Here is a 13,914-nt window from a genome sequence, read left to right on the forward strand (position 1 = left end):
TTTCGATCTCAGGCGCAAATCCCGCACGCTCGTTTCGAATGTCACATCTGCACTTCCTAGGCAGGGATAGCGGCAATAAAGCGCATGAGCTGGGCGAATGTCTCGCCCGCGAACCGGCCTGTCGGAGGGCCGGTCCCAAAGGACCAGAAACCGAATAGGGAGCTCCTGGCGCGTGTTCGCGATGCTCGACGATCTTTCATGCCACACCATTCTCAATTGTGCGAGGGCGTGCCCGAAAGGGCTCAATCCCGGAGCGATTTCAGCCCTGCGGCTCAAGATGGTCGAGCGGAAGTTCTGATCACTGGGCTCCAGCAAGAGGAACCACGGCAACGGCCTGTGCTTATCACCTCATTGGAGGCGCCTGATGGGAAAAAACAATTCGCCGCGTTTCGAAGCGTCGGTGGTCCGGGCAACATCGAGGGCAATGTGGTGCGTATCGGATGCCACTGCCGGATGACGCGACACCAGTACGCATCCATGCCCTTCGGCCGACAACCTGGCCTGGAATGCCAACCCGATCAGTCCCGTACCCCCGATGAGAAGGATGCGCATAGACTGGTCCTTCGTTCATCTCCGGGTATCGGAAAACGGCTGGTCCGAGATGTCCCCGAATAAAGCGACTCTATTAGGATCGTTCCTGGCGGAGGAACTGATGAGGTCCTGCAGCAGCGTCTGGTAGCTGGCTGGCACCTTGCCTTCGAGGCGCTCGCCAACCGCAGGCGTACCCGGCGTCGACGGCGGAAATGATTTGCTGCCCGTTAAGTCCTTGCGCGAACGTCCTCGCGTCATAGCGGCAGCCAGCCGTGGCAGGCCAGGGCGCGTACAAGAAGCGGGCCTGGGCTCATCAGCTAGCCATCGCGATAGCTCCCTGCTCCGAAGCGGCCGCCACCTGGGCCCCGTCCGCAAGCCTCGCCAACACGAGGAACGTTCACCGCTGCATCAGATTGGTTCGCAGACCATCCGCCCAGGAGCGACCCCACATCCCTGCGACCGGGCGAGCAGGGTAGGGGGCTTCGATCGAAGGAAGCTGATCCGGAGGACGATGTGGCGGGGGCTGGCGAAAGAACAAAGACAGCCGTTTTTGAGAGACCGTCGATTCGTCTCTTACTTCTGGATACTTCTGTGAGCGTACTCGACTTTATTCTCGGCAGACGGTTAGCCAATCGCGAGTTCAACGAGCGGAAAATCGGGGCGTTCGAAGGGCTGCCAGCGATGGGACTGGACGGGCTCGGCTCGTCCGCATACGGACCCGAAGCCGCGCTCTCGATCCTGATTCCACTGGGAGCAGGTGCGACATCCTACCTTGGCTGGGTCATGTTGCCGATAGTGGCCCTTTTGGCCATTCTTTTTGCGTCATACTGGCAGACCATCCGCGCCTATCCCAGTAACGGGGGCGCGTACATCGTCGCGAGAGACAATCTCGGTACGAACGCCAGTCTCCTGGCCGCCGCTGCGCTGATGGTGGATTATGTCCTTAACGTCTCGGTTGGGATTGCCGCGGGCGTGGGCGCCTTGGTATCCGCCGCGCCAGCGCTGCATCCGTACATCCTTCCTCTTTGTTTGTCGATCCTCGCCATAGTCACCTTGGTCAACCTGCGCGGCACCTTGGATGCCGGCCGCGTGTTCGCGCTCCCAACCTACCTCTTCGTTGTGAGCTTCGGCTTCGTTCTTATTCTAGGTGTCTATCGCGGATTCGCATCCGGCGGTCATCCACAAGCGCTCGTGCCGCCGCCAGCAATGGGGGAGGCCACCGAGGCGGCGACGCTGTGGTTGCTCTTGCGTGCATTCGCCAGCGGCTGCACCGCCATGACTGGCGTCGAAGCCGTCTCTAACGGCATGACGGCCTTTCGAGAGCCTGCGGTGAAATACGGGCATCGAACCTTGACTGCTGTCGTCGTTATTCTGGGTGTGCTGCTGCTTGGGATCGCGTTTCTCGCCCGCACCTACGGGATCGGTGCGATGTCTCAGGAACATGATGGATATCGCAGCGTCCTGTCCCAGATCTCAGCCGCGGTCGTGGGGGAAGGCGTTCTCTATTACACGACGATCGGGTCGCTGCTCTGCGTGCTGGCCTTTTCGGCCAACACCAGCTTCGTGGATTTCCCTCGCCTGTGCCGGGTTGTCGCTGAAGACGGTTTTCTGCCGAAATCATTCGCCATCGCAGGCCGCCGTCTGGTCTTCGATGTCGGGATCCTCTACCTGGCCGTGACGTCCGGAATTCTGTTGATTGCATTCGGAGGGATTACGGACAGGTTGATCCCGCTCTTCGCCATCGGCGCTTTCCTGACGTTCACGATCTCCCAAGTCGGAATGGTTTGGCACTGGCGCAGGACCGTAGCGGCCGGACATTCAAACAGCGAAAACAAGGCCCATCTTGCCCTGAACATGGCGGGCGCGCTCACGACCAGCCTAGCTTTGATCGTCATCGTGGCTGCTAAATTTCTGGAGGGGGCCTGGATTACAATTCTGGTGCTTCCGATCGTCATCGTTCTGCTCAAGGGTATACGAAGCTATTACGATAAGCTTTTCGACGAGCTTCGTGCTGCAGCGCCCATTGAGCTAAGCAAGTTGAGCGCACCGATCGCCATGGTCGCGTTCGAGAGCTGGACCAAGCTCAGCGAAAACGCCCTCATGTTCGCCATGAGCATCTCGCCGGACGTAACAGCGATCCATCTTCTGAAGCTGTCTGGACCGGATCAGGAAGAAGAGCGGCGGAGACTGGAGGAGCGCTGGCGGACTCAACTGGAAGAGCCTTTGAGCCGAGCGGGGATGTCGCGGCCCCGACTCGTCATACTGCAATCCGAGTATCGAAACCTGCAGATCCCCATGGTCAAGTTGATCAACGAGACCAAAACCCAACATCCGGGCAAGCGCATTGCAGTCTTGATACCAGACGTGGTGAAGGATCGATGGTACCAGCACCTTCTGCATACGCATCGGGCGGCCCGTCTGCGCTCACGACTGCTCCGACTCGGGGATGAAGAGCTGACGGTGATCAATGTGCCGCTTCGCATGAAGCATGCAGCGAAGCATGATCACCCGGAGTAATGCGTCACGGCCGCAACGAGATGCGCCTGATGCTCGCGGCCTAACAAGCAGAAGTGGCGGCGGCCCGAAAGACGCTGCCGTAGACGCGTTGTTCAGGGGGCGTCCAACTGGTGCGACCCAGTACGTCTGCGGCGACCAGGATTGACCTCGGTCGGCTTGAAAGTCGGCCCAAGCCTGCTCGAACGAGCTTGCGGACGTACGAGCCAACGCTCCCAAAAGCCTGGACCGTTCGCAGATGCCTAGGCGCAACAAGAGGCGGCTGATCTTGGCGGACCTGTTTATGCAATGAAACGACCCCAGGCCTGGACGTTGGCCCAGGGCTGGGGCCGCTCGGGCTATCCGTTGGAGAGCCTCATGCGTCGGAAACGCATGCAGAGCCAGGTCTCGCCTTGGACCATCGTTCCTATGGTCGGATTCACCAGCTCGTCCCGTCGGCAGCGCGCCCCAGCCAAGCGGCCCTGTCGCGATCAGTTACCCAGCTGGTCTGGCGGCTGGGAAACTCCGCACCGGTTGCATCGATCAGCAGGCGAGACATCAAACGGCAACGGGATCGCGATCCTTGATGAAAAGGTCAAGAGCCGAGCCGAGCTGATGTCCGGCAACGTTTAGCTTCGAGAGCGTATTAGCGATCATTGCGGCGATTCAAAATAGAAGAGCCGTGTGGCAGAGCGAAATCGCTGCTTCTTGGACCCGCCGAGCCTCGGAACGGACCCCAAGCCCATCTCCGGGGCTGGTAGGAGACGAGCCGGGGCTGCCACGCACGCTACTCGACGCACGCGCTCGCAGTCGGGCTGAGATTTTTCTTCGTACGGACGAAATGACAAATAGCGCAGATTAAGTTCGAACACCGGCTCAAACGGAGACGGCGCCGGTCAGCCCCGGGGCCTCCCGGCAGGCATTTAAGCCAGCCCGTGTGAGGGGCCAAACGAGCAGGAAAATCTTCAACGCCGCCCGTTGTTGCTCAACACGTTGGAGGCTAGCCTCTGCCTTGCGTCAGCAAGCGAGCCTTACGTCTGGGTGTCCAACGGGTCAGGATTGAAGCATCGAGAGAAGTCGTTGCCGGTTTGATTGCGAATGTGCTGGTCCTTTTGCAGCATCATCTCAATCCCGGAATCTGGGCGACTTTCTACCGGGTCGAATGGACACCGCTCCGAAATGCGCCGTATTCATCGTCCGCTTTAAGATCGGCCGACCGATCTGATTGCGGACATCGCGCTACTCTTGGCCGCGCCCGGCCCACTCTCGACGGTGGGGCAAATAGCCTCATGGCCACGACAGCGATGGCGCATCTTTCTGCTATGGGCGCTCATTTCCTCATAACATTGGCGCTTAGGCCATAGCCATGGGCGATGATCCGGCTTCATCGAGCGAGGAACGTTCACCTGGAGACCGAGTTTCAAGCGAAGTTCAACAGGAGACTGCAACAATGAAGATTGCAAAGATTGCCTTGGCTGCGGCACTGGTCTTCGGCTCGATCGCGGCAGCGTCCGCTCAAGGCGCAGGCGGAGGCGGTGCGGGTGGTGGCGCTGGCGCTGGCGGCGGAGCGGGTGCGGGAGGTGGGGCGGGCGGAGGTTCCGGCTCCGGCGGAGGTGGCGGCGATTCTCCGGCGGCTACCACCGGCCAGGGCGCCTCGAGCAGCCCAACGTCCGCGAACCCCTCGGCGACGATGAACGACACCAAGTCGAAGGGGCGTGACACTAAGAAGTAAGAACAGCCCGTCGGCGCAGGTTCGCCGGCCGGCTTTTTCCGGAGATGGCAAATGCATCGTGGGGATCAACAGATGACCAAGGACCGCTAAGGGCGGACGATTTCCCCATTTAGACTGACGAAGAAAAGCTCAAAACGCGTGACGGCGGGCCGATCGCCTCCAGGCCTATGGCCAAGGAATGACGGTGGCCTGTCTGGAATCGCTGGCCTTGCGCGAGTGTTTGGCTGTTTGGCAAATGGAACGCAAGGAATTGCTCACCGCTTCTTCCAGATAGCTAGTCGGTTCATTGAAGCTCCCTGGCAAATCGTCGTTGGCAGTGATTTGCAAAACCCGCGCGTCGAGGGCAAGCGGACGGCGCAGGTGCGCTTTGTCAACTGGTACATAGCGAAATTTTACCGAGCGAGCTGGCCCAGCTTGGGGCTGCGATCGGTCGGGAGTTTCCTCACATGCACTAGCAGCCGTTGCAGCAAAGCCAGATGCGGAACTCATTTCAGAGCCCGATTCGCTTCTCCATCAGGTGCACGGTGCTGGATATGCGCTCGCCGTTGTACGGACGCACCTCACCCGTTTCGTGAAATCCCATGGTACGCCAGAAACCCATAACCGGATTGGTCGCAACGATTGCCAGCCTCAGTTTAGAGGCACCAAGGCGGTTGCGAGCGAACCGTTCGAGGGCTCGCAACGCAGCCCGTCCGATGTCTCGGCGTTGATGCGTCTCTATGATGGGAGGAGCCAAATGAATGATGTCGACGCTTCGGGACCGCGGATCACGTCGACAAGGCCCACATCTTCAGCTTTCAGCCGAACCACGAAAGTATATTTCGACTCTCGGCCGTATCCGCTGGAAGTGGCGGTGAGAAAGTGATGAGCTCCGCCTATCATTTTAGGTACAGCATCCAACTTTCATTGAATAATCTTTCAGCCCCTCCAAGAGACGATCGACAACGACCTCATCATCAACTCCTACGGGCTGCAGCGCAACAGTGACGACCTGCCTTGTTTTATTGCGGCGCATGTGAAAGCCTATCAACAATGCACGTGCATAGTACCCGACCTTTTCGCTGCTTCCCTAATTGGTCAATTGCTGGTCTCCATCTACGTGGCGGATCCTGAAAGATGCTAGGTGCTTTTGGATCACCCGGCACTAAGCAGGCGCCTACACACCTCAAAGGGTGGTATCAGCCGTTTGGCCGTCTGTCCGGCCCTGAGCGACAAACTCGCGGAGCAAGGGCGACGGATTGCTTTTCTTCCAAGATAAGACATCAGCGAGAAGTTCAAGTCGGCGACTTGACGTAGGACTATTTCCTTCGGGTATTGCCAACGTGTTGCATCGCTAACCAAAGCCACCCCAAGGCGACACGACACCAAGCCCAGCAGGGTGGCGCGCACGGCGGTGCCTTGTTCCTCAGGAGGTCTTTGAGTGCGAGCCGGGATGTGCAAGCCGCGGGAAAAGGCTGAATAGACCACCCTCGCTTTTTTCGAGCTCCAGAACCGGGGAAAAAACCGAGACGAAATTCGCAAGTTCTTTCAGTGCCGCGCGGCAATCAGGGTGACAGTGCTTCCCACCCAGATTGTCGCGCTATACTTTCAGGATGATCTGGGATCGAGTCGTTCTCAAAGCGAAATCGAGTCGTTCTAAAAGCGGAAACCGAGTCGTTCTCAAAGTGTCCGCACACCACCACCACCACCACCAGCTGGTGGTGGGCGCCACCGGATTCGAACCGATACCGAGACCGTTATGAGCGGCCGGCTGCAACTATTGAGCCACAGGCGTGGGAGACATCAGTCGCGGATGGTGCACCTTGGATGCGGAGCCGACGTTCGATTTAGCGGTACTTCCAATGCCACGCACAACCCGCTGGCCGACCTTGAGTACGTCATTCTCAAACGCGTTCGGCGAGCCAGTCGGCTAAGCGGGCCGTGAAGGCAGCGAGGTCATCGTTTCGAGGTGCGCCGTTCGCGTTGCTAGCATAGCGAACAAGCTCTTGTGCAGCCGATCCTCGGGTTCGAAATTTTGCGCGAGCCTTCGGATGGTTTCGGCAAATCGCATGCGATGTGTCGCCGCCTTGTCGACGTCTCCGCACCTGGCAAAGATCTCGGCGGCCGTGCGGTACACCCGCCAGGAAGCAATCGGGAAGTCGGCACTGTCGACGATCTCGAGTGCGCGGGACAGGTGCAACTGAGCATCCGCTGAATCGCCGAGGGCAAGCGCAGTACGTGCGAGCAGTGCGTGGGCCTGGGCCAGGTGATTAAGATCTGGAGCGGTAGCCACATAGTCGTGGAGCTGCCGTGCACAGCTCTGAGCCTGCGTAAAGTCCTCAACCTGCAAGTAATATTCGCCGAGGCAATGATACACCTGCGTCGCGGCGGTAAATTCGATGTCGATGCCTTCTTCATGCCGGCGGCGCTCAATATCGTCAAATTGCCTGCGAGCTCCCGCCGAATCGTTCAGGCCGACATAGGCTTTCGCGAGGACCGCCCGTTTGTGGAAGTATGTCGACTGATCACCGACCAGCAGACTGTCGTCAACGCTCTCGCAGAGCTCCCGAGCTCCGTCAAAGTCCATCGCTTCGACGTGCAACCAAGCAAGCGTCAGCCGGCACAAGGCGCTGCTGGGGCCGTTCGCGTTTCTGACGGCCAGTTCGAGGCCGGCCGTGATCTCACGTCGCAATTCGCGCCATTCGCCCAGATGGATGAGCGCGATTGATTCAAGAACGCTGAACAGAACGAAAGTGTAAACGTCGCCAGCCAACCGCGCCAACCGTTTTCCTTCCGTGGCGGCGCGGCGGCACTCCTGGTACCGTGACCTCCAACAGTCAACGATACCGGATATTCCATTACGCCTGATCAAGATGCCATAATTGGTGGCGTTCGCGCTCAGCTCGATCGCCCTGTCGCAGAGGGCGGCATTCTGTTTGCGCCAGCCGTTGAGGAACAGGTTGACGCTCGCGCTGCTGCCCTGAACGAGGGCTTTGAAGGTGTCGTCCGCGAGCGCCTGGCTTCGCGACAGGACATCTTCAGCAGCGTCAAGGCAGGCGCGGCGATCCACCCGTAAGCAGAGGCTACTTACGGCCGTGAGGCCGTTGAGCTGCTGCTTGATGTCGCTCGCTTGTTCGGCGCACGCGATCATGTCGCGGAGATCACGAATGGAGCCTGCGAGGTCTCCGCACGAGCGAAGAGCCCAGCTGCGCTCGCGCAGAAGCGCGATGCGGATAGAGAATTTGTCGGCGGCATCGAAACGATCGAGTATGCCAAGCGCGCGGCTGAGATAGCTCGCGGCCTCTGCGTGGCCAAGGCGCTTGGTCGAGCTCTTTGCCGCCTCCCGGAGGTAGCGCAACGCGCTCGGAAAGTCGCGTCCCTGCTCGAAGTGAAGTGCGAGCGCGGGAGCTATATCGCCGGTGCGGCCGGCATAAGCCTCCTCGAGCCTCTTGCCCAGGCGCTTGTGCGTTTGCGCGCGGGGCCCGGGGGGCAGAGATTGGTAAATGACGTTCTGATAGAGAATGTGACGGAAGGTGTAGGAGCCCGAATATGTTCCGTCGGGCCACTCGGAAACACCCGAACGAACGAGGATTTGATGCTTCCGGATCGTTGCTTCGATGTTCCTTTCAACGTCGAGCGCATCTTCGGACAGGCCGGTGGCAATGAGGGCCGCGGAAAACTCCTCGCCGGCAACGCTGGCGACATCGAGGAGACGCCGCTCGTTATCGGTGAGGCGATCGAGCTCGTGGCCGATCATGTTCAGGAGGCTGTCCGGAACGCGATCTTGAGTAAATGCCGCCTGCGAGGACAGGCGCCATCCGTCGTCCATTTCGACGATCGACTGCTGGTCGATTAAGTGTTTGAGCAGCGAGGCAACAAATAGGGGATGCCCCAGCGTTCGCTCGAATACGGGCTTTGACAGGCTGGAGGCAAGTTCCTCGTCACCGAAGCGCAATGCCAAGTAATGCTCGACCTCCGAACGCGACAATCGATCGAGGCGCAATTCGCTGCAGTATCCGTGAATCTCGAGATCCCGGTGCAGGCGGGGGATGGGATGCCCGCCGGCGAAACTGTCGGCCGGGCGGTAGGAGCAGAGGACCAGCACGCGCGCGCTACCGTTCCCGCGCGCGAAGCGGGACAGCAAGTCGAGCGTCGCGAAGTCGCTCCAATGCAGATCTTCGAGAACAAGGACCCAGGGGCGGTCGGTGCTCAGCGCTTCAAGAAGATCGCAAAATTCGCGCAGCATCCGCTCGCGCGTCGCGCCGAACACTGCATCCTGGAAAGTCGCGCGTTCCGTTGCGTCGATGACGCCCGGCAATTGCAGTATCCAGGTAAGGGCGTGCACGCGAATTGCCGAAATCAATTCCGGACTGTTTGCGCGACAACGGTTCACCAGTGCATCGATCAGCGGAAGAAAGACTTCGTCCGTCCCGAATCGTTCAGTGCAGCGCCCATAGAGCTGATCGAAGCCCTGTTCCGTCAACTGCTCGACCGCTCTGGCTATGAAGGCCGTCTTGCCAATCCCGGCTTCTCCCGTGACAAAAACCATCTGCCGTTTGCCGGACAAGACGTGGCGCGTCACCTGGTCGATCATCGCGAAGGCGGCTGTCCGGCCGACCACCAGGGTGGAGGTTTCAGTCCTCAGAGGTACGACCGCGTTCTCGACCTCCCTTTGTGCTTCCCTCACCGTACCAATGAAGCGGACGCCTTTGCGCGGTAAGGTCTTGATCAGCCGTTGCGCCTCGCCGGAATCGCCTATTCCCGTACGGACTGCGTTGATGCGGGTGGTGAGCGCAGACTCCGAGACGATGCGTCCGCCCCAAATTGCGCTGATCAAATCGTCCTTGGTCACCACCCGGGCGCGGTTGCGGATCAGATATTCGAGGAGGTCGAAAACCTGGGGCTGCAACGGCACCGGATGTCCGTCACGGCGCAACTCCCGCTGATCGGTGTCGAGGACGAAATCGTCAAATAGATACAGCAAAACAATGCCTTCGGGGTGCGCGCGAGGCGGATATTCAACCGGTACACCGGCCCGAAATCAAGCGCGGCGTTCAAAATCGAGAAAACGATAAGAACAAATTAAGCCCGCGTTAAAGCGTGGCGTGGCCGCCCGCTCGATACTTCCGGCCGTATTCAGGAAGGTGTTCGTGTCATGCGCTTGGAAGAAAAGGCTCGGCGTCTCACGCGTGTGTTCTACGGGCTGCTGCTCCACAGGATATTCCAGTCGATCGCGGCATCCTCCGGACCCCTATTCAACGGCAGAGCTTCGACCCGAAGCGATGCGTTATTTTCAGCGAGCCCTTTTGCCGCCTCCTCGAGGTCTTCTCGACAAGATGGCTGGTCGAGGCGACTCCTTCAGGCGCTCCACCATTCGCGACGGCTACAGGCAGAGCGCACGCTTCGACAGTATCGTCAGCTGGTCCAGTTTGCCTCTCCGCCAGATGTTGGAGGACACGACAATGTCGCTCAGTGAACACTCGACCGAGCGCAACTTTCGGATTCCGGCACCGAGCGAGACGGCGCTGCTGGCAACGATCGCCATCTGCTTTCTCGTTCTGCACATCCTTGCAGCCACCATGTCGACGCCGGCCCGCCAGACCGATGCCGGGACAGTGCCCGAGCTGCCCGGACTGTCGTCCGGGGACTAATCGCCAAATCATCATTCCAAGTGATCATTCCAAGTCGTCATTCCAGGATGCGACCGGCCAAAAGGGTTAGCTCATGGGCGACGTTGCGTCGTTCTGCCTGCTCAGTGTCGCTGCGTTCTGCGGCGCTTTAGTCTCGGGCCTTGTGGGCTTTGCCTTCTCGGCTGTGGCCGGCGCGATTCTCCTTCACGTCCTCCCACCGCTGGAGGCGGTGCCGCTGATGATGGCCTGCAGCATCACCGTGCAAGCCGTCGGTCTTTGGGCCCTAAGAAAAAGCATCCGCTGGAAACAGAGTTCGGGACTGGTCGTCGGCGGATTGCTTGGCGTTCCGATCGCCGTGTGGCTGCTGCAAGCTGCGGACGCGCGGATCTTCAGGGAGAGCTTTGGTTTTGTCGTTGCCTGCTATGCGGCCTACACGCTGTTCAGGCCGGTGCTTTCTCATCGCTTGCAGATGAATGCGGCGCGTAATGCATTGATCGGCTTCGGCGGAGGGTTTGTCGGCGGGTTGACGGCAATGCCGGGTGCAATACCGACCATATGGTGTGACATCCACGGGGTGCCAAAAACCGAGCAGCGCGGAATGGTTCAACCCTTCATCGCCGCCATGCAGATATTCGCACTTGTTCTCATGCTGATCCGAGGAGATCTGTCGACAAAGGTCCTGATCGACTTCGCAGTCAGCATCCCCGCACTCCTCGCCGGAACAGCGCTCGGGATTCTCATTTTTCGCTGCGTCGATGACGCGCTGTTCCGGCGAATTATTCTCAGCATCTTGCTGGTTTCGGGACTGTTGCTGGTGTTGTAGAGCGGTCACGAGATACCGGGCTTCTCCACCCCGCCATAAAGGGATGCGGGACCATGCTGCATGGCCACCGCCAGATGCGATCGCACGCCGGGTTAGTGCGGCCCGCGCAGCGTCGACCAGGCGATCATCACGCCGACCGAAAGCACGATCGCCAGCAGCACCGAGCGGTGTTGGCTGCTCCATTCCGTGCCGGTCTTCTGCACGTGACCGCAATAGGGGCAGACCGTCGCGCCCGACGGAATTTCGCGCTCGCAGAAGTCACAGGAGGTCAGCATGATGTTGCGAACGCGGCCGCCTATGCGCTTGTTCCGGCGGGAACACGTGGTGATCAGGGCGCGGGCCCGCAGCTCCCGTCGTCACCCCGGCTTCCAGCTTCGTCACGCAAGGAGACCTCTTCGCAGCATAAATCGCTTTCTGAAATGTCTCGCGACGAGCTTGCTGCCTTCATTGCGGGCAATCAGGCCGAGATTGACAAGATTGACGCCGAGTTGGCAGCACGTGCAAGTCGCAAGGCCGGACGTCGTCGAGGAGTTCGCACGGTACGGCGTGCGATTGAGTGGAAGGTCGGGGTAGACGGACTGGCCGTTACCGGGAACGTCCGTGAGCTTTTGATGAAGCGGATCAGGCAAGCCGAATTGGCCTTGAAGATCAGCGACTGGTTGGCTGTGCTCCGCCCCCTCGGTCGCGCTTGGTGCGATCAAACGAGAGCGAGATGTATCGTGAAGCGATTGACCGAATATTTGGAGAGAGCGGTCAAGTTTGAAGAACTGGCCGCAAGTGAACCGGAGCCCGCATTGAGAGCGCAACTACTGCAATAGGCCGGCTCGTATCGGAAACTGGCCGCCAAGCGCGCGGAGGATTACGGACTGCCGGCGTCCAGCTCGCCAGAAATCCGCAGCGTCGACTTTGCGACGACCAACGGCGGCGCACCCAAGAGCCGCTGACCGCGCAATCATCTTGTCAGCAGATCTTCTCCGTCGTCAGCAGCCTCACATAGGTGCCGCTTTCGTGCAGCTTGAGCCAGCGGCGCGCGGCGCAAGCTTGAGGCCGGCACCGAATCGCTGCCGCGGCCATGCGGCTGCGGCATTGAGCGCCGTGATCGCCTGCTCCAGTGCGCGGTTGGCGTCGATGTACAGACTCAAGAGGTGGCTGAGGGGTGAGCGTGCTCGGCCTCCACGGCGCGGAGCAGGGCGGCAAGGCTGGGATACTCCACTCCATTGCGAGCATAGCGATTGACGCGCTCGACGTAGTGGGCCGATCCGTCGGGCTTGCCGCGCCAGCTGAACAGCAGCACGGCGCTGTTGTGCTGGCGCCGAACGTGGCCGGCGCCATTACCGAACGATTTGGTCATGGCGTGGTGCTTCATGGCCGCGCCTCCAGCTTAACCAGCTCCGACTCGTCCATTCCCGGATAAGCCTCCGGAACGAAGACGTTCCTATTGTAGGCGAGGAGAGATTCGGCGGGGATGAGCAGCTTCACGCCTCTTGGTTTTCAGGCGGGTTGGATTAGGCTGACAGCTGCACAGGTCGGGAGCGTTCCATCGGCAGAGGGCTCACTGTCCAGCGTGGCAGGCTGCCCCGGCGTCGGGGAGCGCGTGCTCCGGGCTGCGCAGTACGTCCGCATGTCGACGGATCGGCAGCAATATTCGATCGCAAGCCAGATGGCTGTCATCGCCGGCTACGCAGCCGAGCATCGGCTCACGATCGTGCGCACATATATCGACGAGGGCATCAGCGGATGAGGATCAACAACCGACGGGGGCTGATCGGTTTAATCCATGACGTTCAATCGGGTGCCGCCGATTTCGGGACTGTGTTGGTGCGGGACGTCAGTCGCTGGGGTCGATTTCAGGACACAGACGAGAACGCATATTACGAATTCATCTGCAAGCTGGGTGGTGTGAAGGTGCTCTATTGCGCCGAGGTGTTCGAGAACGACGGAAGCCCGATATCGGGCCTCTGGAAAAACATGAAGCGCCTGATGGCAGCGGAGGACAGCCGGAATCAGTCGGCAAAAATTTTTGCGGGGCAGAGCAGGATCGCCGGGCTTGGCTATTGGGTGGGGGGTCGGCCCGGTTTCGCGCTACGCAGAGAGCTGACCGACGCAAGGGGATCTCTCGAATATGACCAGCAAAAGGGGTTGCAGACTGACAGGGTCTTGCTGCGGGCCGTGCCACCCGATGAAACCGCGATCCTGCGATGGATATTCGAAAGCTCGTCGCCGGGAACGAAAACCGCCATGCCCGCGAGCTGAACGTGAGAGGCGTTGTCAACCATCGCGGCGTTCCGTGGAATGTTCAGATGATTGGTCGTATCTTCGCAACGAGAATTACACCGGCAACACGGTCTACTGCCGGACATCGAACTACTTGCGAGGGCGCCGTGTCATCAACGCCAAGGCCAAGTGGATAGGAGGGGTTGACGTACTTAAGCAGATTGTGCCGCGGAATATCTTTGACGCCGCTTAACGAATTATTGAGCGGCGAAAACGGCAAGCCCCGTGTTGCGCCGCGCAGCGGCGGCCACGAACGACGGCGACATACGGTCACTTTTAGACATCTGGCTCTTCCTTGAGCTGGCGCTCCGTGGCGATTCGGCCGCGCATGGCCGGTCGACGTGTTCGCTCGCAGCTCGTTGAGCTGCCGCTCGCGGGAGCCGTTCGCTCAGCCGACAAGTGGGAGTGCACCAAGCATCCGGCGGACGTTGCAGGAAGAGTCCATCGACGCA

Annotated in this window: 10 protein-coding genes and 1 pseudogene; 7 read left to right on the forward strand and 4 right to left on the reverse strand. The window is 59.9% G+C overall.

Features of this window, described 5'->3' with window-relative positions:
• Positions 1–196 precede the first annotated feature (196 nt).
• Positions 197–298 (forward strand): annotated as a pseudogene (locus ACVWY3_RS01860) (succinate dehydrogenase iron-sulfur subunit); the annotation flags it as partial.
• 824 nt (positions 299–1,122) lie between these two features.
• Entirely contained in the window at positions 1,123–3,048 is a 1,926-nt protein-coding gene (locus ACVWY3_RS01865; RefSeq protein ID WP_456836929.1) for an APC family permease, read from the forward strand.
• Between the two features lie 2,198 nt (positions 3,049–5,246).
• On the opposite strand, the gene ACVWY3_RS01870 is transcribed toward ACVWY3_RS01865, so the two are convergent.
• Entirely contained in the window at positions 5,247–5,492 is a 246-nt protein-coding gene (locus ACVWY3_RS01870; RefSeq protein ID WP_456836930.1) for a GNAT family N-acetyltransferase, read from the reverse strand.
• A gap of 1,173 nt (positions 5,493–6,665) precedes the next feature.
• Complete coding sequence (locus ACVWY3_RS01875) at positions 6,666–9,719, reverse strand: AAA family ATPase (RefSeq protein WP_456836931.1); 3,054 nt, start codon at positions 9,717–9,719, stop codon at positions 6,666–6,668.
• Between the two features lie 478 nt (positions 9,720–10,197).
• Between ACVWY3_RS01875 and ACVWY3_RS01880 the strand changes: the two genes are divergently transcribed.
• The gene (locus tag ACVWY3_RS01880) at positions 10,198–10,386 is read left to right on the forward strand and encodes a hypothetical protein (protein WP_456836932.1); all 189 of its coding nucleotides are present in this window, start codon (positions 10,198–10,200) and stop codon (positions 10,384–10,386) included.
• A gap of 73 nt (positions 10,387–10,459) precedes the next feature.
• Positions 10,460–11,188 (forward strand): sulfite exporter TauE/SafE family protein, encoded by a 729-nt coding sequence (locus tag ACVWY3_RS01885; protein ID WP_456836933.1) that lies wholly within the window; start codon positions 10,460–10,462, stop codon positions 11,186–11,188.
• A 92-nt stretch (positions 11,189–11,280) separates the two neighbouring features.
• On the opposite strand, the gene ACVWY3_RS01890 is transcribed toward ACVWY3_RS01885, so the two are convergent.
• Positions 11,281–11,463, reverse strand: a complete 183-nt coding sequence (locus ACVWY3_RS01890; RefSeq protein ID WP_456836934.1) for a hypothetical protein — start codon at positions 11,461–11,463, stop codon at positions 11,281–11,283.
• Positions 11,464–11,607: 144 nt separating this feature from the next.
• Between ACVWY3_RS01890 and ACVWY3_RS01895 the strand changes: the two genes are divergently transcribed.
• Positions 11,608–12,006 (forward strand): hypothetical protein, encoded by a 399-nt coding sequence (locus ACVWY3_RS01895; protein WP_456836935.1) that lies wholly within the window; start codon positions 11,608–11,610, stop codon positions 12,004–12,006.
• A gap of 320 nt (positions 12,007–12,326) precedes the next feature.
• Here ACVWY3_RS01895 and ACVWY3_RS01900 read toward each other — a convergent pair whose 3' ends face one another.
• Positions 12,327–12,554 carry a hypothetical protein gene (locus ACVWY3_RS01900; RefSeq protein ID WP_456836936.1) on the reverse strand — a complete coding sequence of 76 codons (228 nt, stop codon included), beginning with the start codon at positions 12,552–12,554 and terminating at the stop codon, positions 12,327–12,329.
• A 99-nt stretch (positions 12,555–12,653) separates the two neighbouring features.
• Between ACVWY3_RS01900 and ACVWY3_RS01905 the strand changes: the two genes are divergently transcribed.
• Together ACVWY3_RS01905 and ACVWY3_RS01910 are read left to right on the forward strand one after the other, a co-directional pair.
• Positions 12,654–12,929: a recombinase family protein gene (locus ACVWY3_RS01905; protein ID WP_456836937.1), complete on the forward strand. Its 276-nt coding sequence runs from the start codon at positions 12,654–12,656 to the stop codon at positions 12,927–12,929.
• The gene (locus ACVWY3_RS01910; protein WP_456836938.1) at positions 12,926–13,441 is read left to right on the forward strand and encodes a recombinase family protein; all 516 of its coding nucleotides are present in this window, start codon (positions 12,926–12,928) and stop codon (positions 13,439–13,441) included. The genes ACVWY3_RS01905 and ACVWY3_RS01910 overlap by 4 nt, the downstream gene beginning before the upstream one ends.
• Positions 13,442–13,914: the final 473 nt, after the last annotated feature.

Source organism: Bradyrhizobium sp. USDA 4486 (assembly GCF_054057995.1).